Below are 21,506 nucleotides of genomic sequence, written 5' to 3'. Positions count from 1 at the left end.
AGCTAGAAGCCCTTTGGAACCCCTCGCATAGCAAGGGGTTTTCAAAAGATACAAATAAAACCCCCTTCATGGTAAAAACCACAAAGGGGGGATGATATGCTTATTTCATTAATTCTTCTACGAATTCAACAGGTACATAAGTTTTGCCAGATTCTAATAGAGCTGGGGCTACTTTAAATTGGCGAAGCGCTTTATTGTAGCCATATTCTTTTTGTCCTCGAGTAATTGTATAAGATAGTGCGCCTTTAGAAATGATGGCACCTTTTGATGTTACTTCTACTTTAAAGCCAAGTTCTTCTGCAATTAATCGTAGAGGTACCATTTTCGTTCCTTCTACTTCATAAAAGTCCTTATTGATGATGTCTTCAACAGCTGATTTATTTGGTGCTGGTTCCGGTGTTGGCTCTGGGTCCACTTCCACTGGCTCTTCTTTCTCGATTGTGTCTAACACGATCACTTTTGAAGGTGGTGTTTGAGCAGGAATGCTCATAGTGGCAATCGTGTAGAATACTACTAAATGCTGCTCTTTTAAATCATCCATTTTCACATCTCTACCGGAAGCACTCACTAGTTTCATGTCTTCCCCAACATTTAATTTTAAGTTGTTTTCAGTATCAACTAAATCTTTGTTAAAGAAATCAACTTCCACGCTACCCATTTCTTCTGTTTCGACAATAATTACTTCCGGGTTGTATTGCGGCGGATAAATAGCTAGCATAGGCTTTTTCGCATAAGAATACGCCGACACTTTATCCCCCTTTTGTAGCTTCACTTCTTTCCCCGTATTATCGAAAACAAGTGAATCCTTATTGGCGATCATAATATTCGTATTGTCACCATCAATTACTGTATAGTAAGTGCCATTTTCACGTACTTCTACTTTGTCAATTGTCCCTGTCACTTTAATAAAGACCGGCTGTACTTGTTGCTCCGAATTGTCCGTGTTCGTTACAACCGCCTCCACTTCGCTCGCTGATGCAGTTGGAGCTCCAAACGCGCCCCCTAATAATAATGCTGACATAGCAAATGGTACGACTTTCGTCATTTTCATACAAAAAGCATCTCCTTCATATCACGATTCATAAAAGTAGTCGTGTTTCCATGAAAAAGGTTACAATTTGGCCAAAATTTTTATGAAGCCTAATATTTTCAGAGATGTCTTCTTGTTATAGGGTTCTTTTTCGCGGGTATTCACCTCTGCTTCGCGGGTATTCGCCTCTGCTTCGCGGGTATTCGCCTCTGCTTCGCGGGTATTCGCTTCTCTTCCGCGGGTATTCACCTTCGCTACAGGGATTCACTTTCCTTCTGCGGATATCCACCCCTGCTTCGCGGCTATTCGCCTTCGCTCACAGGGATTCACTTCGTTCCGCGGGTATTCACTTCCCTTCGCGGGTATTCACCCCTGCTTCGCGGGTATTCACTTCCCTTCCGCGGGGATTCACCTTCGCTAACAGGTATTCGCCTCTGCTTCGCGGGTATTCACTTCCCTTCCGCGGGTATTCGCCTCTGCTTCGCGGGTATCCACTTCCCTTCCGCGGGTATTCGCCTCTGCTCCGCGAGTATTCGCTCCTCTTCCGCGGGTATTCACCTTCGCTCACAGGGATTCACCTACACTTCGCGGGTATTCGCCCCGCTTAAAAGATAAAGCGGAGGCGATTGAGGACTCGTTGGAGGAAGTATTGATGTTCGCTTTGCTGTGTTCTTAGCTCGCGGGCGACGTCGGGGTGGTCGGTGATGACGCCACTGACATTTTTCTCGATAAAGGTTTGTAGTGAACGATCGTCATTGAGGGTCCAGACAAATAAATCGGTTGGATGCTGCTTTAACTCCTCGATGAGCTGCTCGGTTACCCAGGATTCCTCTAATGCGATGAAATCAACATTTTCTTCCATCGGTCCGATATTGAGGGCATAGACAATGCCGACACGTAGATTGGGTACTAATTTTTTTAATTGCATCATTTTCTGCCCGTCCGCAGATTGCACATAATAGGAATCAAGCACCTTATAGTTTCGAAGCTTTTCTACCAATTTAGGAAGAACATCTTCTGTTTCTTTGCCATGGACCTTTAATTCAATTAATAGCGACACATCTAAAGCTTTGGCAATTTCGATACAATCATCTAGCGAGGAAATTTTATCGCTAAAGCCATTTTGATGAATGGTTAACGATTTTAGTTCATTCAAGGTCATATTCGCTATCACGCCGTTTTTACCAGCTAATCGTCGTAAAGTTCGATCATGAAAAACGACAAATTCACCATCGACGGTTTGCTGAATATCAATTTCTATCAAATCAGCCCCTGCATTGGCTGCGCTCACCAACCCACTAATCGTATTTTCTACATTGCCTGCTACATAGCCTCGATGGGCAATAATTTTGGTATCAGGCGCATAAACACTTTTCTCTAAAGAATTCATGTTCATCATACTTAATACGATAAACACGATGAAACTAATGAATAGCAATGGTTTATAGCGTCGCTTCCTATATGAAGCAACGTTAAATTTGCCTAGCACAGACGTATTATAGGTGATGGCAACCATGACTTGTGAAAACGTGGCCTGTAATAAACTAAAAAGCACCACAAAGACCATTTCTAGAAAAGCGAGTGTCAATCCGGCAGTAACGAGTGCAGCACTTGGCATTAACCGTTCTATAATATAAAGTGGAAACGTACTAATGACCGTTATACCTAGCATCATTAGCAAATGACCTGTTAAAAGCATTGCCAGTAACACTAACAATTCAAATAAACCTCGCTTCGAAAATCGCCAGCTTTGCTTGAATGAGCGTAAAATGGAGATGTTCGGTTGGATTGTAAAAATAGGTAAGGTCAAAATACTTCGGATACCGATCATTACTAAAATGCTTGCCACTGCAGCATATGCTAGTCTACCTGCTCGAGTACTCATTATTTCTTCGGTTAAAAAATGTGGAAGTGAGATGGATTGGGTTAAGGTGAGTGGTAGCATAAAAGAAGCGAGTGGCAATAATAGGGCAAGATAGACGATTAAAAATAAGATTTGGACACTAAAAAAATAAACAACCTTACGATTCAACTGCTGCCATAAAGGAAAAAATCGATAGCGCATTCCTCTTTGCTGATGAAAAGCCATTAAGAACAAAAAGCCCATTTCATAATAGACAAATAATAAAAACAGTAACATTAATAGACAAATCATCATGATGACAAAGGGATGCGCCACAAAACTTTGCCAATTTTGCTCTGTAATATGTGTAAATCCCGTTACTCGTAGCGTGAGCTTAAAGACGATAGAGGTAACAGGGATTATCAATAAAAATTGAAAGATTCTAATCAATGCGAAAACCTGTACATAATCTAAACGATAAGCATAAATATTGTAGACAGCCTGTCGCATTACTTGTCCTGCCTTGTGCACATACTCACCCCTGTCATGCTGTTAAAATAGCTCTCTACTAACGTATGTTCATACTGCTATGGCCCATTACTCAAAGCATGGAAAATAGCTATTTGTTCAAGTATTCTATGCGCCAAAGTAGGAGAAGAATTGTGTTGTTCTCTTGATTATCATGCAACAAATAATCTGAAACCCCATTTGTTGGCTCGTCCTTTTCTATTTTCTTGAAACTTTTTCGAAGGCTATCCAGTATATAACTAGATACCCACTAGAGAAAGGAGCGCAAACATGAAATTCAACCTTGGCGATGTCATTAGTACGATCGTTCTGTTATGTATGTTTCTCGCAATCTTTTTCGTGATGATTCATATGATTAAAAAAATGAAATCAACTACCCCTGTGCCTCCTCCCCCAACCACACAACAGCAAGTAGAGGACTTAACAATTCGTGTCGCAAACCTAGAACAACAAGTTAAACAATTAGCCGACAGAAAATAGCACATCAAAAAATCGCTGCAAAGGTTATCCTTTACAGCGATTTTCATAGACAATTTTGCCATCCACAACCGTACAGGCTACTTGAATTTGAGGGAGGTGCTCGATCTCCACATGAAAAAGGTCCTCTTGTAAAATCGTAAAGTCAGCTGCATAGCCCGCTGCAATTTTGCCCCTAGTATTTTGCTGACCAATAATTTCTGCAGCCCCTACTGTATAGAGTCGAACTGCCTCAAAACGAGAGACTTTTTCCTGTGAATTATAGCCATCGTGTGTTTCCCCAACATTTCTCCTTGTGACAGCAGCATAGATTCCGACTAACGGATTCGGTACTTCAATCGGCGCGTCACTGCCCCCTGCTACTATAAGCCCTCGGTCAAGCAGTGACTTTAAAGGATGTAAGCCCTGCGCTCGTTTCGTCCCGAGTCTAGACAGTTCTGCTTGATATTCCCCTTGCACAAACTGCGGCTGCATATCAACGGCAACTGGTAAGTCAGCTAGCTTGGATAAAATGTCATCATCCACTAAACTACAATGAATGACTCGATCAAGCTGACCTTCTTGAGGTGGGTTTGCTGCAAAGATTGCTAAAATCGTCTCTATAGCTAAATCACCGATGGCATGCACTGCAACAGTTTGTCCGTAGTGACGAGCCAATTGAACATACTTCGTTAATTGCTCCGTAGAATGAATTAGCATCCCTGCATTGCTTGGATCATCGCAATATGGTTGACGTAGCGCAGCTGTGCGACCTCCAAAGGCTCCATCGATAAAAATTTTCATGGCGCCAAACTCCAAGTATGGTGAAGAAAGTAGATCCATTTTCACGACTTCTTCAAAGACCGTATGATGCTGTAGTAAATGCACTTTAAAGGATTGCTGTGCCTCCACTATTTTGCGATAGGCCTGAATCGGCTGACTTGGTGGCCCGTAATAGCTTAAGTCCTCAGAATGACCACCTACTAAACCATAGGATTGGAGTGAGGCAATCGCTTTTGCCAGAGCATCCTCAATATAAGCTGGTGTAATGTGGGGCATATGATTAACAATTAAATACAAGGCCGCATCCTTTAGCACACCAGTAAGTTGACCATCAACTTTGTCAATGACACCGCCCTCTGGTGAAGGGGTAGCGCTAGTAATCCCTGCAAATGCAAGTGCCTTGGAATTGGCTAAAATTAAATGATGGCAGCTACGTTTTATAATTAAATGGGCTTCTCCTAGTGCATCTAGCTCTGCTAATGTCGGAAAAATGGGTTCATCAAATTGGTTTTCATTTAGTCCAATTGCAATGACCCATTCCTGTGCGGAAGCATGGGACATTCGCTCTTGTAGCTTCTCGAGTAGCATATCCTTACTTGTCACCATGGAGACATCAATATGCTTTAGTTTTTCACCGTAACCGATAATATGTAAATGGCTATCAACAAAGCCTGGGTACATCACACTACCTTGTAAATGTTGGATAGAAGCAGCTAGTGGCGACAAGCTCTCTACTGAGCCTGTCGCCACAATTTTTCCATCTTCTTCAAGGACTGCTTCCACTGTTTCACCAACTTGAGCCATCGTGTAAATCTTTCCACCTGTCCATAATGTTGCCAAAACTATTCCTCCTATGTCCTATGCTGTTGCTTCAATTAAATGTGCACTTGCTAAGCGGCGGCGAACAATAACACCAATCCACGCTGCAAGCACCGCTTTAACGATTCCTACTACGATAAATGGAGCAACACCGCCCATAAAGGCAGCTGTCCATGTATAGTCCGCTACAATTTTTAACCATACAGAACCGAACGCCAATGTTACACACATCCCAATAATATTTGCAATAATTGCTTGTACGAATGAAATACCAAATTTATCTAAGTATAAGCCCATAATAATCGCTGTAGCAAGGAAACCAACGATATATCCACCAGTTGGACCAACTAAAATTGCCAGCCCACCTGACATACCGCTAAATACAGGTAACCCTACTGCTCCTAATAGCATATAAAGCAGCACAGATAATGTCCCAAGTCTTGTCCCTAATATCGTCACCACGATGCCAACCGCTAACGTTTGTCCTGTAATCGGAATGAGTGGTAGCGGGATCGTCACCTGTGCAAGAACTGCAATAATGGCTGCACCAAATGCCGCTAACACGTATTGATATGTACTTCCTTTTTTCAATGTAAAAAGCCTCCCCTTGTGCGTTAACTAATTATAAAAATAAGTTAACACAAAGATAATGCAAATGAAAACGGTTGTCAATCTATTTTAGAATAAAAAAAGAAATTGCTAGATAAGCATAGCAATTTCCTTGCAAAATTATTACCATAGAGGTTCATTCATTGGATCTTTTTCTTGTAGCTTATACACATAGGGCACTAATTGATGATAAAAAATGAGCATCCCTACTAAAAAGAAAATAATACCGATAAAATAATGATGGAAAACATGCTGCAGCATAATAAATAATGGGATTGGCATCGTGAGAATGCCCCCTATTTGTATCGATTTTTTCGTACGATACTGTTTTTGTCCACAATGAGGGCACACAATTTCACTATTTTTGCGGTACAATTTACGTGCTTCTTTCTCAGACCAGCTCTCCCCACATTCAATACAAACCGGTAAACCATAGCCTTTTTTCACTAAAAAACGTTTGACAATATAGGTTGAACCTATAAATATGCCTAATAAAAGAATGCCTCTTACATAATCTGATTCAAATAATGACCACCAGCTCGACGTATCCTCTTGTAATCTCGCTGCCTGATGACCTGTTGTATGCTGTTCCTTCTGCTGCGTTAGTAAATAGCTAAAACCAATGACGAAAATAGTAAAGGTCGCTAACACAATACGATATGTCCATTGACCACCTGCTTTGCGTTGAACTTTTCGTTGTGCTTGACCCGCGATTATTTGTTTCCGGTTCTTTGAAAGCTTGACATCTTGTAGCTCTTTTAATAGATTTTCTTTAAATCGATTCATTGTGTAGCACCTCCCAATCAAAGTCACCCATTGCTATTGCCAATTGTTTGCGAGCTCGCTGTAATCTTGTGCGAATCGTTGCTTCTGGACATTTAACAAGCTGTGCGATCTCCACTGTCGACATCTCCTCAAAATAATACAATATCAAAACCTCTCGATAGGAAACGGATAAGGTAAACAACGCTTCTGTTAGCTCTTTTTTAACGGATTTTTCAAGTATCTCCTTTTCAGGTGTAACAGTTGTTGTGCGACCCGTGATCTTTTCAAATAATGTCAGCCGTTTGCTTTTCCAGCTCCGTAAATAATCATGACTGCGATTGACCGTCATTTTCACTAAATATGTACGCAATGATGCTTCCTGTCGAAATTGTTCCTGCTTTTGATAAAAAGCAATGAACACATCTTGGACGATGTCCTCCGCCGTTGTTATATTTTTCACATATAGATAGGCGACCTTTAGTAAGTAATCACCATGCTCCTCGATGATCTGCTCAATATCCATCATTGCTCTCACCTTCTTTCTACACTACTGACGGACGCCACTATCATTACGATTCATTTTTTTACAAAAAAAAATAAAAAATCCGTAATGGCCGCTTTTTAAGCAATTACGGATTCAACCCATCTATTAAATACCTATTTCTCGCATTGTTGCTACCACTTTGGCCAATCTATCGGCTACATTCGAGCCAACGAATTTTGGCAAGCGCATTTCACTGACGATTGCGCCATCACACATAAAGAGGATACGCTCCGTTCTCGCAGCAATTTTAGGATCATGTGTGACAAGCATAATCGTTGTACCTTCCCTATTTATAGAGGCTAGTATATCCATAATTGCCTGGGCAGATGTTGAATTTAAAGCACCTGTTGGCTCATCCCCAAAAATCATTTGTGGATTGTTGATTAAAGCCCGACAAATGCCCGCCCGCTGAAGCTGACCACCGGAAACCTGGGTGATATCTCGCTTTGCCAAGTCTTCAATCTCCATTTTGTTCATGAGCTGTAGCGCCCTTTCTGTCAAGGCCTTCACATTTTTCCGCTGATCACGCATGGCTGGTAGCAGGATATTATCCAGGATATTCAAGCTTTTTAGAAAGGTTGGCTGCTGGAACACAAAGCCCATCCTTGTTCTACGCAGATTGGCAAGTTCCTTGTCATCTAAGGAGGTTACATCTAGACCATCAAAAATAACAAGGCCATGATCAATGCTATCCATCCCACTTAGTGCATACAAGAGAGTGGACTTTCCACAGCCTGACGGTCCCATAATGGAAACGAACTCCCCTTCAGCTATTGCCACGGATACGTCTAATAAAACGGGGTGCTGTTCATTGCCTATTAGAAATGATTTTACGATGTGCTCACCACTCACTAAGGTCTTCATCTCATTCTACCCCCTTATATGATCCATTATTTTTATTTGCCCCGCCCTTGATGTACCAATAATCGTTGCAAGTAAAACGACGCTTATGAGTACTAATGGGCAAAAAACATAAATAGCTAATGAATTAATCGTAAAATTAAATGAAGCTGCACCAAATGAGGCAATGACCTTGCTTGTGAGAAATTCTCCTAGCGTATTTGCGAGTAAGTTCCCTATTAAAACAGCTACTAATACAACAAGCATCGAACGTGTGACATATTGTGTGGCAACATCTCCATTTGTAAAGCCCAATGATTTCATAATAGCGATAGATGATCGATCCTTCGTCATCAACATCTTCATAAATAAGCATGTCACTAGCACAGACAGCAGTAGGGCAATGACGAGTGATGCGTTAGAAGCTTTTTCTATAGAGTGGATCGTTGCCCCAAATGTTTGGTTAATATAATCATCAATGCCTGATACCTTGGCAAAATAAAATGCATCCGTATATTCCTTCACCTTTTCTTCGACCTGTGACGGATTTGACATCGTTCCATAAATGACATGCCATACGCTTTCTGTTGAATGGTCAGAGAAGGCTGCCTTAGCTGTTTTGCCACCATTAGTAATATCTGAATAAATACCACTCACTACTAGGTTTTTCTTTTCACCATTGATGACTAGTGACATAACATCACCAACCTTTTTATGAAGCTCCTCTGCATTCAATACTGAAAGCGCCATTTCATTTTGTGCAACAGGCGCCCTACCTTGGGCATACGTTAGAGGAAAGATTGTATGGTCGCCAAGCTCAATTTTCAGATTTTTTTCCGTCCCATCATCTGTAATGGCTTTGAATTTTTTTGTCGTCAAAACGGTATATTCCTTGATGGCTGTATCCTTTTCTAGCGTTTTCATGATGGTAGCTACAGCCTTTTGGTGACCTTGTGGGATATCTATTCGAATGTCACTATCGCCAATCCCCATATGTGTTATAAAGCTTTTGCTAGAAATTGTGTTCGATACATTTTGAGGAACAATGATCATAAATGTCGCCAACAGTAGGACGGCAAGCATAGTGGCATACAACCTTTTGCGTGAGAGCACGTCATTTATGCCTAAAAAGAGATTAATAGGAAGCCTTTTGTTAGAGCTGAGGTTCAAATAAGATGCATAACCAACTTTTCCTTGCATTGTACCGAAGCGAATAGCTTGCGTGGCAGATAGCTTGCGAAATTGTCTAAGAACGGATTGTACATAACCTATGATGGCAAGAAACACGAGCAGTAATCCGATGATAGTAAACAACCATACGAAAGGGGTATTGTTTGTTTCTCCCATATACAAACGGATATTTTCAAGCAGTGTATCCCGTAGCAGGAAAGAGCAGGCAAAGCCAAGCATACAGCCAAGTCCTGCAATGGCGGCATATTTAGCTAGATACATTCTTTGAATATCCGTAACTTGTATGCCAATCGCTTTCATCACACCAATTTCACGATAATCCTCTTCAATTTTAGCTAGTAATGTAAAACGAATACACATAAATGCAATCGCTACAACGAGGATACTAATTAGTAGAATGACCGCAATCATCAACCCGTCCGTTAGGGCATTTAGCATTTTGAAAAGGGGAAACGTAATGGTCGGACCGTTCGCTTCTAGTCCTGCATACGCATAGGCTTCTTCAAAGTCTTTTAAATCAGCTAAATGGTTAAGCCGAAATTCAATTAAATATTCCATCGTACCTGCCCTTTGGATCGCCGCGAAATCCTGCTCACTGACAAGAAAACGTTTAGAAGATGCTAACATAGAATTCATTTGTGAATCCCGTAAAAACCCTGCAACCGTCAACGACTGATCATGTACTGTTACGGTATCCCCCACTTTGGCTGTGCCATCCTTCCAGTAGCTAACTGGAAGATAAATATCACCATTTGCTACTTCAATTACACGGCCATCAAGGTCCAGTAAATAATCGAAATGCTCACTTTGTATACTAAACCCATGGTCCTGTACGCTTTGTGCTAGTGTTTTATCAGCTATGTTAATGTTGGAACCATCTACATTCAGAAATTTATTGATCTGAAATTCTTCTACACGTTTATCCTGTTCCGCAAAAAGAGCAAGCCTTTCCGTATCGATTTCTCCTGCATGCATCTGTAAAAAATGAGCTGTTTCTGCCTGTTTCATTAGAGAATCAATAGCACTAGATAAGTGGACGATGAGCACAGCCGATAGCGTGACAAGCATTGCTGCAGCTACCACAAATAGCGTGGTTATACCTGTAATTAGCTTGCTATTTGCCATATCATTTCGCACAATTTTATAATACATAGGTCACCTCTTAGTAAGTTTTTTACTTTCATCAAACCTAACAAGACCCAAGAATAGTATTATTTCGTACCGCTTTCGCCTTCATTGCCAAACATTTGCATCATGTACAGCAAGCTACCACTTTCAACACCAAGCATTCGTTCCACATTAAAAATAAATGCTGGGATACGGGCAGCCCGTTCTTCTTCCGACATTACCACCAGATCATCATCAAATACCGTATTGGTATAAGCGATAATCATTTCCATACATTCATACGGATACGGTGTGTGATAAATACCCTGCTCAATACCTTCACGGATTATGGACGTAAGAATAGGTGGTACTTGATTAAGAATCACTTGCTGTATTTTTCGATGCATCAATGCATTTTGTGGTTTATGAACATGCTCCATGATCTGCTGACCACTGTGTTCATTTTGCACATTCAGTGCCATCACCACACGCAGTATGCGCTCATTTACAGCTATATTCTTGTCTGCTGCTATGGTTTTTGCCTTTGCTAGCATCGTACTTGTATAGCGCTCAATAAGGGCGTCCATAATATCTTCCTTCGACTTAAAGTGATAATATAATGTGCCTCGTGCAATGCCCACTTTTTCAAGAATTGCACTCGTGCTTGTGCCGTCAAAACCCTTCTGGGCAAATAATTCATCTGCTGCATCTAAAATTTCATTTCTGCGTTCTTCTGCTTTCTTCATTTCCCTCATCAAGATAACCCCCCTCATTTGACCGACTGCCTGTCGATATATCCTTTTTACATCGTAGCATAGGACAACTCCTATTGGCAATAATTTCAACAAAAAAAGAATCTGCATCATGCAGACTCTTATTTTTGTATTTCTTCATTTTTTCGATATTCCAAAATATCACCGGGCTGACAATCTAACGCCTCACAAATTGCTTCTAATGTTGAAAAGCGAATGGCTTTGGCCTTGCCATTTTTTAAAATAGATAGGTTTGCCATTGTGATGCCAACTTTTTCTGATAGCTCTGTTACACTCATTTTCCGTTTCGCCAGCATTACATCAATATTGATGATCATCGCCATAATATTCACCTCAAACCGTTAAATCATTTTCTGATTTGATATCGATGGCATTTTTTAGAAGCTTTTGAAGCACAGCAGCAAAAACTGCAACGACAAAGGAAGCAAAAACAATGACCATTCCGATAAGTATAAGACCAGGGGCATCATCTACTTCCGCAGCATAGTATATCAGTGGCATGCCAACCACGTAAACACTACTAATGATAATTGCACAATATTTAATCTTAATTAAAGCCTTCACTGATAGCTCTGAAAATGCAATGTTTTGGTCAATATAGCTTAGCAGTTTAATCGTCGTATAAAGAGCAACAAAATATGCGATTGCCGTTGCATAGACCCCAAGCAAAGCAAAAATGGTTAAAACTGGAGAATGCTCCCCTGTATTCAAAGCAACACGTGGCACCACCCATATACATAAGGCGAGAACGGGCAATCCCATAAGAAAAACAGCGATCTTTAAAAAGAGCGTTTCTCGTTTCATCTTACGCACCTCTTTTATTTATTGTCCAGTTCAACTTACCATAAAATTTATCGTTTTTCAATAAATTTTTATCCCATATCAAGATGTTTTTATCAAATATCCATTATTTGGTTTGTTTTTCTTGCCTTTGTGCTATAATCGGTTTTATCCATTTATGAAGGGGGTATTTCAATGATTTACAGAGCAGCAGAAAAAACAATAGAAACAGAACGTCTTATGCTCCGACTTTTTACAGAGGCAGATGCACCTGAAGTCAGTCTATTATGTAACAATTATGCTCTTTATAAAAGCACCCTGAATTTACCTTATCCCTATACATTAGATTGTGCATTGTCATGGATTTCCACACATCCACAAAACTTTGAGGATAATCGACTATACGAATTTGCTATAACAGACAAAATTAGTGGACAATTATATGGGGCAATAGGCTTGTCAAATCGTTCACAACATCAAAATGGAGAAATGGCTTATTGGATTGGGGAGCCGTATTGGGGAAATGGCTATGGAACAGAGGCAGCGCAAGCTATCATCGAGTTTGCCTTTCAAGAGAAAAACTATCATCGTGTCTATGCCCAGTATTTTTTATCCAATCCCGCTTCAGGAAAAATCATGGAGAAATGTGGCATGAGCTATGAGGGAACGTTGAAGAATCATGTTAATAAAAATGGTACATTTGAAGATATTGTTTTTTACGGCCTAATCAATCCACAACATTAACAAACCTTTCACGAAAGAGGCACTTCCACTGTAGATATGCCTCTCTCTCATTTAAATACCATTTCCAACATCATAATATTGGTTATAGTGTGTAATTTGGTTGCGACCATTACGCTTTGACTTATAAAGCGCTTCATCCGCATGTTTAATTAGTTCGTCCACCTTCTGAATTTCACCATGCTGGTTCGTACTCACGCCAATACTAAACTCTAATTGAACCGTTTTATGCTCCACCGTAAGAGATAGCGAGGCTAGTGTTTGATAAAGGTTATCTGCCAATGCTTGAACAGATTCGCCTTCCTTTACTTGACTTAGTACAATAAATTCATCTCCGCCAAAGCGTGCGACAATGGATTCAAAGGGCTTAAAATAATCCTGTAATGTTTTAGCAGTACTTGTTAATGCATCATCTCCAAATAAATGACCATTCATATCATTGATTTCCTTAAAATGGTCTAAATCCACCATCATTAATGCTAATTGCTGATTTCTTTCGGCTGCTTTTTCAACCATTTTTGCTGCCTGTTCATCAAAATAACGACGGTTGTAGATATTCGTTAGCGGATCGATATAGGCATTTTTTTCAAATTGCTTCTTATGATCGTTGTATTCCATTTCAAACAATACATGTGAGTAGTTTTCACGTTGTATTTCTAACAATATATTAATATATTCTTTTTGAACGGCACATAGCACCACTTTATTGCCTTGGTCCTCAATGAGCTTCACTAAAGAATTATAAATAAGCTGAAGCAAGGATAGATCATTGTTTTGCAAAGCATAGTGTTTTGTCTTTTGGTATAAATCAATGGCTTCACTTATCCGTCCCTGCTTTTCGCATAAAAATGCATATGCATTAAAAACCTCCAGCTGCACTTTTGAGTATGGTGGATGGTGAATTGTTGCCAACAATTCTTGTAATATCGTATTCGCTTCCTCAAATTCCTCAAGCCAAATAAGCGCTACAGCTAGATTTGTTTTCGGATAAATCATAGTTGTATACGGCTCTTTATGCTGCACTTCAAAAGCATTCGAATAATACAGACTTTTTAAAGCAAATTCCTTTGCTTTCCTATAACTCCCCATAGATATTTCTAAATCGCTTAGGTTATTATAAATTTTACCCATGCTCTCCACATGCTGAATCGATTCAGCAATCTTTAGCCCCTTCAGCATTAACTCCTCGGATTTTTTTAAATGCCCAAATGTTCCCCAATAAATGGCGGCTATATTGTAATATTGAATTAAATCAATATCAGTGCCATATTGAAAAGTTAACTCACGATATTGTTCAAGGATACTTATGGAAAGCTGTAGATCACCCGTTTGAAAATAGCTGGCACAACTATAGCGCAGTAGCAGGATAGCCTTATCATACATACCAAGCTCAATAGCACTTTCAATTGCTGTACTACTTATTTCTATATATTCTAAAAAGCGATCAGCATTATATAATTCATTGAGCGTAATCCATAATTCTTCAAATTCTTGTGTATTCATACGGCCCCCCCTTATCTTCCCTTACTTCTTTAATACTACATTTACACACAAAATATTACAATTCTTTGGTCTCATTTATTTTTCCGTTATTAAGTAATTCATCCTAGCGATAAAAAATACTGTGTATTTTATCCTAAATTTTAAAGAAAGGTTATTTTAACATGGTATTTTTACTATAATTTTCCTCCAAATAAAAAACAAGCCTCTTTTAAAGAGACTTGTTAAGATTCATCTATACCTAAAAGGACTTTTAACTGCTTTGCTCTATTGGCACTCAGCTGAATTTCTCCAATCCCTACTTTTTGAATGTAGAGGGACCCACCATAGCCATTCCATATTTCAATCCGTACACCTTCTACTTGAAAAGAATATTCAGGTGGTCTTTTCATCACATCTGCAGGTTGCCACGGGATATCCCGTAAAAACTGAGCGACCTCTTGCTCATTGTCTAGCTCAAGCTTCTTTGTAATGGCTGGTTCTAGTACCTCCAATTTATTTAATAACCCATATTTTCTTACGACTCCGTTTTCCTCAATGCTCCCTGTACCTATTGATGTTAATGTAATATAATCCCCCTGCTTGACAGGAAAATCATCCAACACCGGATACCAATCGGCTTGTTCATATTTTTCAGCAAGCTGTTCCTTCGTCATGTGATTAAGATCATCAGGAATCACCCCTTCTACAAACAAGAAAACATTTGATTCAACTTTTGCAACGGTCCCAACCTTGGAAGAACCATATGAGCTGGAACGAATTTTAATGTTATGCTCCTTTTGAAAGGTTTTTGCTTGCTCAGCAAAATTCGCTTGGAAATACCGTTTGGCGTCAATAGTGGCTACTTCCTGATAGGCATAAAAGGTTGGATATTTTTCCTTATACTTGTCATACAGCTTCGCCCGAACAGTATACATTGGCAGAAGGGGTTCGAGATAAGTTGCAACATACTGTTTAGGTGTTAATCCTTGAAAAAAATATTCATATCCAGGTGATTGATGAAGCATTTCCAATTGGTCCATTTGCTTCTTTCTCTCGACTTCTAGGTCATTCTTTGAATAGTCAATACCTAGAGACTCTGCAAAATAGTAGGAGGCAATAAGTTTCTCATAAGAAAGATAGGCCTCCTCCTTATAAAATTCCCGCTCTTTCCCTGGCCACATATTTTGACTAATACGTTCGAAGTGCTGTAGCTGCCTTTCATGAAATAGTGAGGACGTTTGCTTTGTTTCATTCGTAAGAAGCTGCACCATAACAAATCCCGCCACACAAAGTGTCAGTACTACTGTTAACAGGGTGAATCGAAAAGGCTTCCTTCTATTAATATGCGCCTGCTTTAGTACTTGTTTTTTGACTCGCTCTTTGCTCGCTGTCAAATCACCCGCTACTTTGACTAATTCATTGTGTATTTCACTCATGCCTTAACACCTCCCATTCCCCCTGCTTCAGATGGGGCTTTAATGCCTCTCTTGCCCGTTTCAGCCTTGTCTTGACCGTATTTTCTGCCACACCGAGCAGCTGGGCAATATCACGAATCTTCATTTCTTCAAAATAATATAAAATGATGGGCTCTCGATAGGTTAATGATAGCTTTAAGATAGCCGCCCCAATTTGGGATCGTTCTTCTGCTGCCACGAGTTCATCCCGCTGTTTACCGCCCTGCATAGGAAATAATTTTTCTTGTATCAGTATTTTTTTATAATGCCAGCTTTTCAAATAATCCTTGCTTTGATTAATTGTTAACGTGGATAAATACGCACGGAGCTGTCCTCTTTCCTCATAGCCACGCTGTGAAAATTTAATGAAGACCTCTTGCACAATATCCTCTGCTGTTTGCCGGTTTTTGACGTAAAAATAGGCGAGACGTAATAAATGTTCTGCATGTTCATCGATTATTTGTTCAAGTATGCCGTCCACCTCCCCTTCTTACACTATAAACGACTGCCACTGGATGACCGTTTCATTTATTTTAATTATTTTCATTAAGAACCTTGACCTTGGAGCATACTCCAATGTTAGGATGATTTTAGGAGGTACTTACATGAAAATAAAACAATTCGCTGAGACATTTCATTTAACAACTGATACAATTCGCTACTACGAAAAAGAGGGCTTACTACATCCCCAAAAACAGGAAAATGGCTACCGTGTGTATGATGCCTCGTGTGAACAGACCATGAAATTTATTATCGTCTTACGCCAGCTAGGCTTTACACTCCAAGAAATTAAGCACTTACTAACATTAGAACAAAAGCCTGTATCACCAACGTGCAATGAAGAAACGGTACAGCTGTTTTCTACAAAAATCACCCGTATTGAACAACAACTTCATTTCTATCAACATGCACTTCAATCCTTACAGTTGACGAAAACATTAATGGCTGATGGACAATATGAAAAAAATCAAGAAAAAATTGCCTCTCTCATAGAGGATATGTATCAAAATTTATTGGAAGGTGATGGATGATGAAATTACGTAAAATTATTTCTTTAGAATATGTTATTGCTTTTATGATCACGGTCTTTTTCTATGGGCACTTAAATTTTTCATGGCTTTATTTTATCGTTTTTTTACTACTGCCTGACATTACTATGGTCGGCTATGTCTTGAATACAAAAATAGGTGCTCTCTTTTATAATATTGGGCATAGCTTTGCGTTACCTGCAGTGCTTCTTATTATTGGCTTTATGGTGGCATCCCCATCACTTCTTGCAGCTGCTCTGATATGGCTCTCACATATTTTTTTAGATCGAGCTCTCGGTTATGGGCTCAAATATGAGGAAGCTTTTACGAAAACACATTTACAGCAAATTGCGTAACTAGCAAGGAGTCAACTAAAAAAGGGAGTTTGGGAATCCAAGCTCCTTTTTGAAAATCTAGTGTCCAATATCTAATCGCCATGTACTTGTATGCCCTGCCAGCCACTTACATCGCATTGGCCATACTCATTATCCCCTACTGCAACCACTGTGCCATCTGCTCGAAGTCCAACAGTATGTGCGCAACCCGCCGCAACTGCCACAATATCATGCCAGTCATTTACATTACATTGACCATGTTTATTCAAACCAACAGCTATTACCGTGCCATCAGCTTGAAGTCCAATGGTATGGTAACTACCCGCTGCTACCGACACCATCCCTTGCCAGCCCATTACATCGCATTGCTTATGTTTATTAGACCCCACGGCTGATACAGTACCGTCTGAACGAAGACCAATTGTATGAAGATAGCCTGCAGCAACCGACACCATATTGCGCCAATCATGGACGTTACCTTGGTGGTAGCGATTATTCCCTGCAGCGGTTACCGAGCCGTCCGATTGAAGACCAATAGTGTGCCAGTCACCTGCAGCGATTGCTACAATGTTACGCCAGTCGTTTACTTGGCACTCTCCTTCATGATTTCGGCCCACTGCGAGCACCATACCATTCGATTGAAGGCCAATGGTATGACACCAGCCGGCTGCAACCGAGACTATATCACACCACTCGTTTACATGACATTGATTATGCTTATTCCAACCAACAGCTTCCACCGTACCGTTTGAGTGAAGACCAATTGTATGCGTATTTCCTGTATTCCTCGCCATATGAACATTACCAGCCGCCACCGCTACTATATCACGCCAACCGCTTACATGACATTGCCCATATTTATTATCTCCTGTAGCCACCACAGTTCCATCAGCTTGAAGCCCAACGGAATGTCGCCGACCCGCTGCTATCGTCTGCCGAGGCCATCTGTTCATCTTTAACATGGCTTTGTTCGGTGTAATATAATTCATGTTTTACCTCCTTGAGTAGCAATAACTTCAACTTAAAAAGCGTTAATCCTTTTTTGATTAACGCTCTCCAACATATAGTTAGCCAATTAAACTAATAATGGTATGTGGTTCATTTTTTATATCGTCATATTTATTGACCATATCTAACACGATATCTCCATCTGAGGTCATGGCATAGATCATGACGGCATTTGGGTTTTGTTCTAGATAATCTTTCACTGTAAATACTTCAGTAATTTTCGTTTGCCGTAGTTGCGCACCTTGTTCGATAAGCGCATTTAATTGATGAATATCGTGCTCTGCATCGACTAATAACTGTCCCCCGTATTTTCGAGAATAATTTTTAGGGTCAGTAGAATGTAGGGCTGTCTGATAAATATTGAGACGCCCGAGCTCTGGAACAAAGTCAGCACAAACAAGAACATTATAGGCATCCTGCTTTGTAGCGACAATTAGCTGATCATAAGGGGTTAGGTCGACATAGAACTCGGTATGCTCGCTTAAAATATCACCCGTTTCCGTCTTCAAGCCATTGTGGCGAGCAGCAGATAAATCTTCCCATGAGCGATCCATCACTAATACATCAATTCCATTACTTTGAAGTGATGTCGCTAATTGAGTTGTGAATGGTGATGCGCCTACAATGACGATACCTTTACCAGTGGAAGCCTGTAAATGAAGCTTTTTGGCAAGCCAGCCAATACTAAAACCATGGGCAACTACTGTCGCAAAAACAAGTGCTAATGTCAGCGCTGTTAATAACTGTGCACTTTGAAACCCTACATCCTGCAGTGCCGTTGTAAAGTAACCCGATACAGTTAACGCAACAATGCCTCGCGGTGCAATCCACCCGATTAATGCCCGTTCTTCCAACGTTAAGCCTGTATTTATCGTCGCAATCCAAATCGATAACGGTCGAACGATAAACATCATTGCCAGCACGAATAATAGCATACGCCAATCAACAATCTGCCATAAAGTTTCAACTGTAAGGGAGGCGGTTAGCATTATAAAAACACTGGAAATTAAAATTACCGAAATATTTTCTTTAAAATGAAGCAGTTCATGATGACTTGTTAAATGCATATTTGCCATGACTAGCCCCATAACCGTCACCGCTAGCAAGCCTGTTTCATGCATAATGGCATCACTTAAGGCAAAAACGAGTAAAATCGTTGCGAGCAGCAAAGGGGATTTTAAAAATTCAGGAATCAATCCTCGCTCCAAGCATTGACCCATTAAATAGCCTACAATTCCTCCTAAAAGGGCAGCTAAAAATGCTGAAATAAAGAAGACAGGAAGAGATGTCCCACCTTCTAACTGATACAAACCTAAAACCACTTGATACGCAAAAAGCGCTAATAAGGCTCCAAAGGGATCGACAACAATTCCTTCCCATTTTAAGATCGCCGCTGGTCGCTCCTTCAATTTTGCCTGTCTTAATAAAGGTAAAATGACGGTTGGGCCTGTTACAATAAACAAGCCACCAATCACAAAGGCGACTGGCCATGATAGACCTGCTACATAATGAGCAGCAGTCGAGCCTGCTAGCCAAGCGATGGCTGCCCCTACGGTGGAAATGCGTAAAATTGATTTACGAAAGCCACGTATTTCTCGAAAATCAAGACTTAAACTTCCTTCAAATAAAATAACGGCAACTGCCAAAGAAATAATTGTATGAAAAATAGGGCCAAATGTCTCTTTTGGAGATACTAGGCCTGTAAAAGGACCAATCATCAGTCCAGCTATACTCATAATTACAATGGCTGGCATGCGAAAACGCCAAGCTAACCATTGCGAAAATAAACCAATAAAAATGATAAAAGGTAACTGGAATAATAATTGATCAAACATATGTATCACCTACGTTTGCTTAGGATAAATGTATATTCCCCATTTTTAGCATGACTAAACCCGTTACCCTTCATTATGTACAAATTGCTTGTAAATTATCACCTTATCGCCACATCATCATCAACATCATTACATTATAAAGAGCTGGGACAACCAAAGCGAGTCCTAAAGACCGGACCGCTGCCCACTTTGTTTTCTTAATCGCCCTATCATCATCCATTTTTAAATGATGTAAATAAGTTAATGTAAAGTAAAAGCAAAGGACCAATAACAATGGGGACAAACAATTGTAGGGCGAAGCTATAGAAAAAAGTAGCCGTATTAAAATATCCTTTAAAAATCCTTTTTATAGTAATAGATACCTACCATAAAAAAAGCAGGACCATCCTTAAGTGATCCTGCCTCTAAATTATTTAGATAAATCGTTTTAATAGTGATTCATATAGCCCCACCATTACTAGTCCAATCAAGATTGGAATTAGGGAAGTAAAGCTAAAATAAAAACTGACATCATTATATTGGCCTGTCAAGTGAAATTGGAGCCAAGACACATCATATGTTTCTCCTACCCCATAGAAGAAAATAGTGGTAAATAAAAACAATGCTAGACATTTTAATCCGTGTGCTTTTTTCATAGCATCACCTCACCTCATTGTACAACTATCATTTTTTGTGCATAGCTTACAAGATCCTCAGCCGTTAACTCTGGATTTTGCCCAACAATACTATATTGGTAGCCGTTTTCTTGCCAAGCAATCGAACGGAAATGTTGATCATCCATAACCGTTCCTTTTTGTCCTCGAATATCCATCTCTTTTTCATTTAGGATGGGACCAATATCTGCCATACTAGCATCAGCTTTAAATACCGTGACAAAAAATGCGAGCTCTCCGTCTAATCCATAATCAAAAGAATATTCTGATCGATCTTCTATCCCTTTAACAACTGAAATTTTATCTAACGTAAGACCATTTTCTTCTGGAACCATTAAAAACGTTTCTAGCTGCTGCTTGGCGTCTTCCAATGAAATGGATTCAGAAGGATCTTCTCCGCTAATTTCTTGAATCGTTACATCCTTTGGTAGATCTAGTGTAAATTGTTGATCTTCGATTTTTTCAGCAAAATTGATCTTTGAATATTCGGTAAGCATTTTATTTCCTGCATTATCTGACTTCATTTTTAACGTCAACCAAGTTTTTTTGTCAATCCATGCTTCCATATCCCCAAATAATGATTCCGTTTTCTTCGTTTTCGCTACAATTTTATACGTATCTCTACCAGCAACCTTCTCTTCTCCAGCTATCTTAATATCATGCGTATCTTTAACCATATTAAAAATAAGCTGTACCTGATCTTTCGGTGATTGTAGGCCGTCAAGTTCATCCTGCGAATAAGCCATTGTATAGGCTGTATGTTCAGTAACATCATAGCTAATCACTTCAGCATCCTTTGTGACCGTAATCACATGCTCACCATTGTCACCTGTCATCTCTATCCGTCTATTTCGATCCTTTACCCATTCCTTCACATAAGCTTTGCCACCTAGCTCTCCCAT

General features: G+C 39.9%; 22 protein-coding genes. 4 read left to right on the top strand and 18 right to left on the bottom strand.

Annotated elements, in window-relative coordinates; genetic code table 11:
- Positions 1-100 precede the first annotated feature (100 nt).
- Together RT445_RS15395 and RT445_RS15390 are read right to left on the bottom strand one after the other, a co-directional pair.
- Positions 101-1,051, bottom strand: a complete 951-nt coding sequence (locus tag RT445_RS15395) for a stalk domain-containing protein (RefSeq protein ID WP_312507069.1) — start codon at positions 1,049-1,051, stop codon at positions 101-103.
- A 583-nt stretch (positions 1,052-1,634) separates the two neighbouring features.
- Entirely contained in the window at positions 1,635-3,404 is a 1,770-nt protein-coding gene (locus RT445_RS15390; protein WP_313470862.1) for a glycerophosphoryl diester phosphodiesterase membrane domain-containing protein, read from the bottom strand.
- 267 nt (positions 3,405-3,671) lie between these two features.
- Between RT445_RS15390 and RT445_RS15385 the strand changes: the two genes are divergently transcribed.
- Positions 3,672-3,881, top strand: coding sequence for a hypothetical protein (locus tag RT445_RS15385; protein ID WP_274796756.1), 210 nt, complete (start codon positions 3,672-3,674; stop codon positions 3,879-3,881).
- Between the two features lie 24 nt (positions 3,882-3,905).
- On the opposite strand, the gene RT445_RS15380 is transcribed toward RT445_RS15385, so the two are convergent.
- The 9 genes from RT445_RS15380 to RT445_RS15340 form a co-directional block, all read right to left on the bottom strand.
- Entirely contained in the window at positions 3,906-5,480 is a 1,575-nt protein-coding gene (locus RT445_RS15380; RefSeq protein WP_313470860.1) for an amidohydrolase, read from the bottom strand.
- 18 nt (positions 5,481-5,498) lie between these two features.
- Complete coding sequence (locus RT445_RS15375; RefSeq protein WP_313470858.1) at positions 5,499-6,050, bottom strand: biotin transporter BioY; 552 nt, start codon at positions 6,048-6,050, stop codon at positions 5,499-5,501.
- 141 nt (positions 6,051-6,191) lie between these two features.
- Positions 6,192-6,854 carry a TIGR04104 family putative zinc finger protein gene (locus RT445_RS15370; RefSeq protein WP_313470856.1) on the bottom strand — a complete coding sequence of 221 codons (663 nt, stop codon included), beginning with the start codon at positions 6,852-6,854 and terminating at the stop codon, positions 6,192-6,194.
- Positions 6,841-7,359 (bottom strand): sigma-70 family RNA polymerase sigma factor, encoded by a 519-nt coding sequence (locus RT445_RS15365; protein WP_312507064.1) that lies wholly within the window; start codon positions 7,357-7,359, stop codon positions 6,841-6,843. Before RT445_RS15365 ends, RT445_RS15370 begins: the two co-directional genes overlap by 14 nt.
- 123 nt (positions 7,360-7,482) lie before the next feature.
- Complete coding sequence (locus RT445_RS15360; RefSeq protein WP_313470854.1) at positions 7,483-8,241, bottom strand: ABC transporter ATP-binding protein; 759 nt, start codon at positions 8,239-8,241, stop codon at positions 7,483-7,485.
- Positions 8,242-8,247: 6 nt separating this feature from the next.
- Positions 8,248-10,560: an ABC transporter permease gene (locus RT445_RS15355; protein ID WP_313470852.1), complete on the bottom strand. Its 2,313-nt coding sequence runs from the start codon at positions 10,558-10,560 to the stop codon at positions 8,248-8,250.
- Between the two features lie 59 nt (positions 10,561-10,619).
- Entirely contained in the window at positions 10,620-11,270 is a 651-nt protein-coding gene (locus tag RT445_RS15350) for a TetR/AcrR family transcriptional regulator (RefSeq protein ID WP_274796749.1), read from the bottom strand.
- Between the two features lie 119 nt (positions 11,271-11,389).
- Positions 11,390-11,611 carry a helix-turn-helix domain-containing protein gene (locus RT445_RS15345; RefSeq protein ID WP_274796748.1) on the bottom strand — a complete coding sequence of 74 codons (222 nt, stop codon included), beginning with the start codon at positions 11,609-11,611 and terminating at the stop codon, positions 11,390-11,392.
- 10 nt (positions 11,612-11,621) lie between these two features.
- The gene (locus RT445_RS15340; protein WP_274796747.1) at positions 11,622-12,092 is read right to left on the bottom strand and encodes a DUF2975 domain-containing protein; all 471 of its coding nucleotides are present in this window, start codon (positions 12,090-12,092) and stop codon (positions 11,622-11,624) included.
- A 171-nt stretch (positions 12,093-12,263) separates the two neighbouring features.
- Between RT445_RS15340 and RT445_RS15335 the strand changes: the two genes are divergently transcribed.
- Complete coding sequence (locus tag RT445_RS15335) at positions 12,264-12,812, top strand: GNAT family N-acetyltransferase (protein ID WP_313470848.1); 549 nt, start codon at positions 12,264-12,266, stop codon at positions 12,810-12,812.
- 51 nt (positions 12,813-12,863) lie between these two features.
- Here RT445_RS15335 and RT445_RS15330 read toward each other — a convergent pair whose 3' ends face one another.
- The 3 genes from RT445_RS15330 to RT445_RS15320 form a co-directional block, all read right to left on the bottom strand.
- On the bottom strand, positions 12,864-14,312 hold the full coding sequence (locus RT445_RS15330; protein WP_274796745.1) for a tetratricopeptide repeat-containing diguanylate cyclase: 1,449 nt from the start codon (positions 14,310-14,312) through the stop codon (positions 12,864-12,866).
- A gap of 221 nt (positions 14,313-14,533) precedes the next feature.
- Positions 14,534-15,727 (bottom strand): hypothetical protein, encoded by a 1,194-nt coding sequence (locus RT445_RS15325; protein ID WP_313470845.1) that lies wholly within the window; start codon positions 15,725-15,727, stop codon positions 14,534-14,536.
- On the bottom strand, positions 15,720-16,226 hold the full coding sequence (locus tag RT445_RS15320) for a sigma-70 family RNA polymerase sigma factor (RefSeq protein WP_274796743.1): 507 nt from the start codon (positions 16,224-16,226) through the stop codon (positions 15,720-15,722). The genes RT445_RS15325 and RT445_RS15320 overlap by 8 nt, the downstream gene beginning before the upstream one ends.
- Positions 16,227-16,350: 124 nt before the next feature.
- Between RT445_RS15320 and RT445_RS15315 the strand changes: the two genes are divergently transcribed.
- Together RT445_RS15315 and RT445_RS15310 are read left to right on the top strand one after the other, a co-directional pair.
- The gene (locus RT445_RS15315; RefSeq protein ID WP_274796742.1) at positions 16,351-16,776 is read left to right on the top strand and encodes a MerR family transcriptional regulator; all 426 of its coding nucleotides are present in this window, start codon (positions 16,351-16,353) and stop codon (positions 16,774-16,776) included.
- On the top strand, positions 16,776-17,129 hold the full coding sequence (locus tag RT445_RS15310) for a DUF4260 domain-containing protein (protein ID WP_313470842.1): 354 nt from the start codon (positions 16,776-16,778) through the stop codon (positions 17,127-17,129). The genes RT445_RS15315 and RT445_RS15310 overlap by 1 nt, the downstream gene beginning before the upstream one ends.
- 71 nt (positions 17,130-17,200) lie before the next feature.
- Here RT445_RS15310 and RT445_RS15305 read toward each other — a convergent pair whose 3' ends face one another.
- From RT445_RS15305 to RT445_RS15290, 4 genes are all read right to left on the bottom strand, one after another.
- Positions 17,201-18,097 carry an RCC1 domain-containing protein gene (locus RT445_RS15305; protein ID WP_313470840.1) on the bottom strand — a complete coding sequence of 299 codons (897 nt, stop codon included), beginning with the start codon at positions 18,095-18,097 and terminating at the stop codon, positions 17,201-17,203.
- A gap of 78 nt (positions 18,098-18,175) precedes the next feature.
- On the bottom strand, positions 18,176-19,951 hold the full coding sequence (locus tag RT445_RS15300; protein WP_313470839.1) for a cation:proton antiporter: 1,776 nt from the start codon (positions 19,949-19,951) through the stop codon (positions 18,176-18,178).
- 413 nt (positions 19,952-20,364) lie between these two features.
- Positions 20,365-20,586: a hypothetical protein gene (locus tag RT445_RS15295; RefSeq protein WP_313470837.1), complete on the bottom strand. Its 222-nt coding sequence runs from the start codon at positions 20,584-20,586 to the stop codon at positions 20,365-20,367.
- A 14-nt stretch (positions 20,587-20,600) separates the two neighbouring features.
- On the bottom strand, positions 20,601-21,506 hold a 906-nt coding region (locus tag RT445_RS15290), incomplete at its 5' end, for a LolA family protein (RefSeq protein WP_313470835.1).

Origin of the sequence: Lysinibacillus sp. (assembly GCF_032093475.1) — a bacterium.
Lineage (GTDB): Bacteria > Bacillota > Bacilli > Bacillales_A > Planococcaceae > Lysinibacillus > Lysinibacillus irui.
This window is presented reverse-complemented; position numbering and strand designations above follow the sequence as displayed.

Coding starts and splice junctions, on each gene's coding strand:
- RT445_RS15395 (WP_312507069.1), bottom strand. CDS start 1,051: ATGAAAATGACGAAAGTCGTACCATTTGCTATGTCAGCATTATTATTA.
- RT445_RS15385 (WP_274796756.1), top strand. CDS start 3,672: ATGAAATTCAACCTTGGCGATGTCATTAGTACGATCGTTCTGTTATGT.
- RT445_RS15370 (WP_313470856.1), bottom strand. CDS start 6,854: ATGAATCGATTTAAAGAAAATCTATTAAAAGAGCTACAAGATGTCAAG.
- RT445_RS15365 (WP_312507064.1), bottom strand. CDS start 7,359: ATGATGGATATTGAGCAGATCATCGAGGAGCATGGTGATTACTTACTA.
- RT445_RS15360 (WP_313470854.1), bottom strand. CDS start 8,241: ATGAAGACCTTAGTGAGTGGTGAGCACATCGTAAAATCATTTCTAATA.
- RT445_RS15355 (WP_313470852.1), bottom strand. CDS start 10,560: ATGTATTATAAAATTGTGCGAAATGATATGGCAAATAGCAAGCTAATT.
- RT445_RS15350 (WP_274796749.1), bottom strand. CDS start 11,270: ATGAGGGAAATGAAGAAAGCAGAAGAACGCAGAAATGAAATTTTAGAT.
- RT445_RS15345 (WP_274796748.1), bottom strand. CDS start 11,611: ATGGCGATGATCATCAATATTGATGTAATGCTGGCGAAACGGAAAATG.
- RT445_RS15340 (WP_274796747.1), bottom strand. CDS start 12,092: ATGAAACGAGAAACGCTCTTTTTAAAGATCGCTGTTTTTCTTATGGGA.
- RT445_RS15335 (WP_313470848.1), top strand. CDS start 12,264: ATGATTTACAGAGCAGCAGAAAAAACAATAGAAACAGAACGTCTTATG.
- RT445_RS15330 (WP_274796745.1), bottom strand. CDS start 14,312: ATGAATACACAAGAATTTGAAGAATTATGGATTACGCTCAATGAATTA.
- RT445_RS15325 (WP_313470845.1), bottom strand. CDS start 15,727: ATGAGTGAAATACACAATGAATTAGTCAAAGTAGCGGGTGATTTGACA.
- RT445_RS15315 (WP_274796742.1), top strand. CDS start 16,351: ATGAAAATAAAACAATTCGCTGAGACATTTCATTTAACAACTGATACA.
- RT445_RS15310 (WP_313470842.1), top strand. CDS start 16,776: ATGAAATTACGTAAAATTATTTCTTTAGAATATGTTATTGCTTTTATG.
- RT445_RS15305 (WP_313470840.1), bottom strand. CDS start 18,097: ATGAATTATATTACACCGAACAAAGCCATGTTAAAGATGAACAGATGG.
- RT445_RS15300 (WP_313470839.1), bottom strand. CDS start 19,951: ATGTTTGATCAATTATTATTCCAGTTACCTTTTATCATTTTTATTGGT.
- RT445_RS15295 (WP_313470837.1), bottom strand. CDS start 20,586: ATGAAAAAAGCACACGGATTAAAATGTCTAGCATTGTTTTTATTTACC.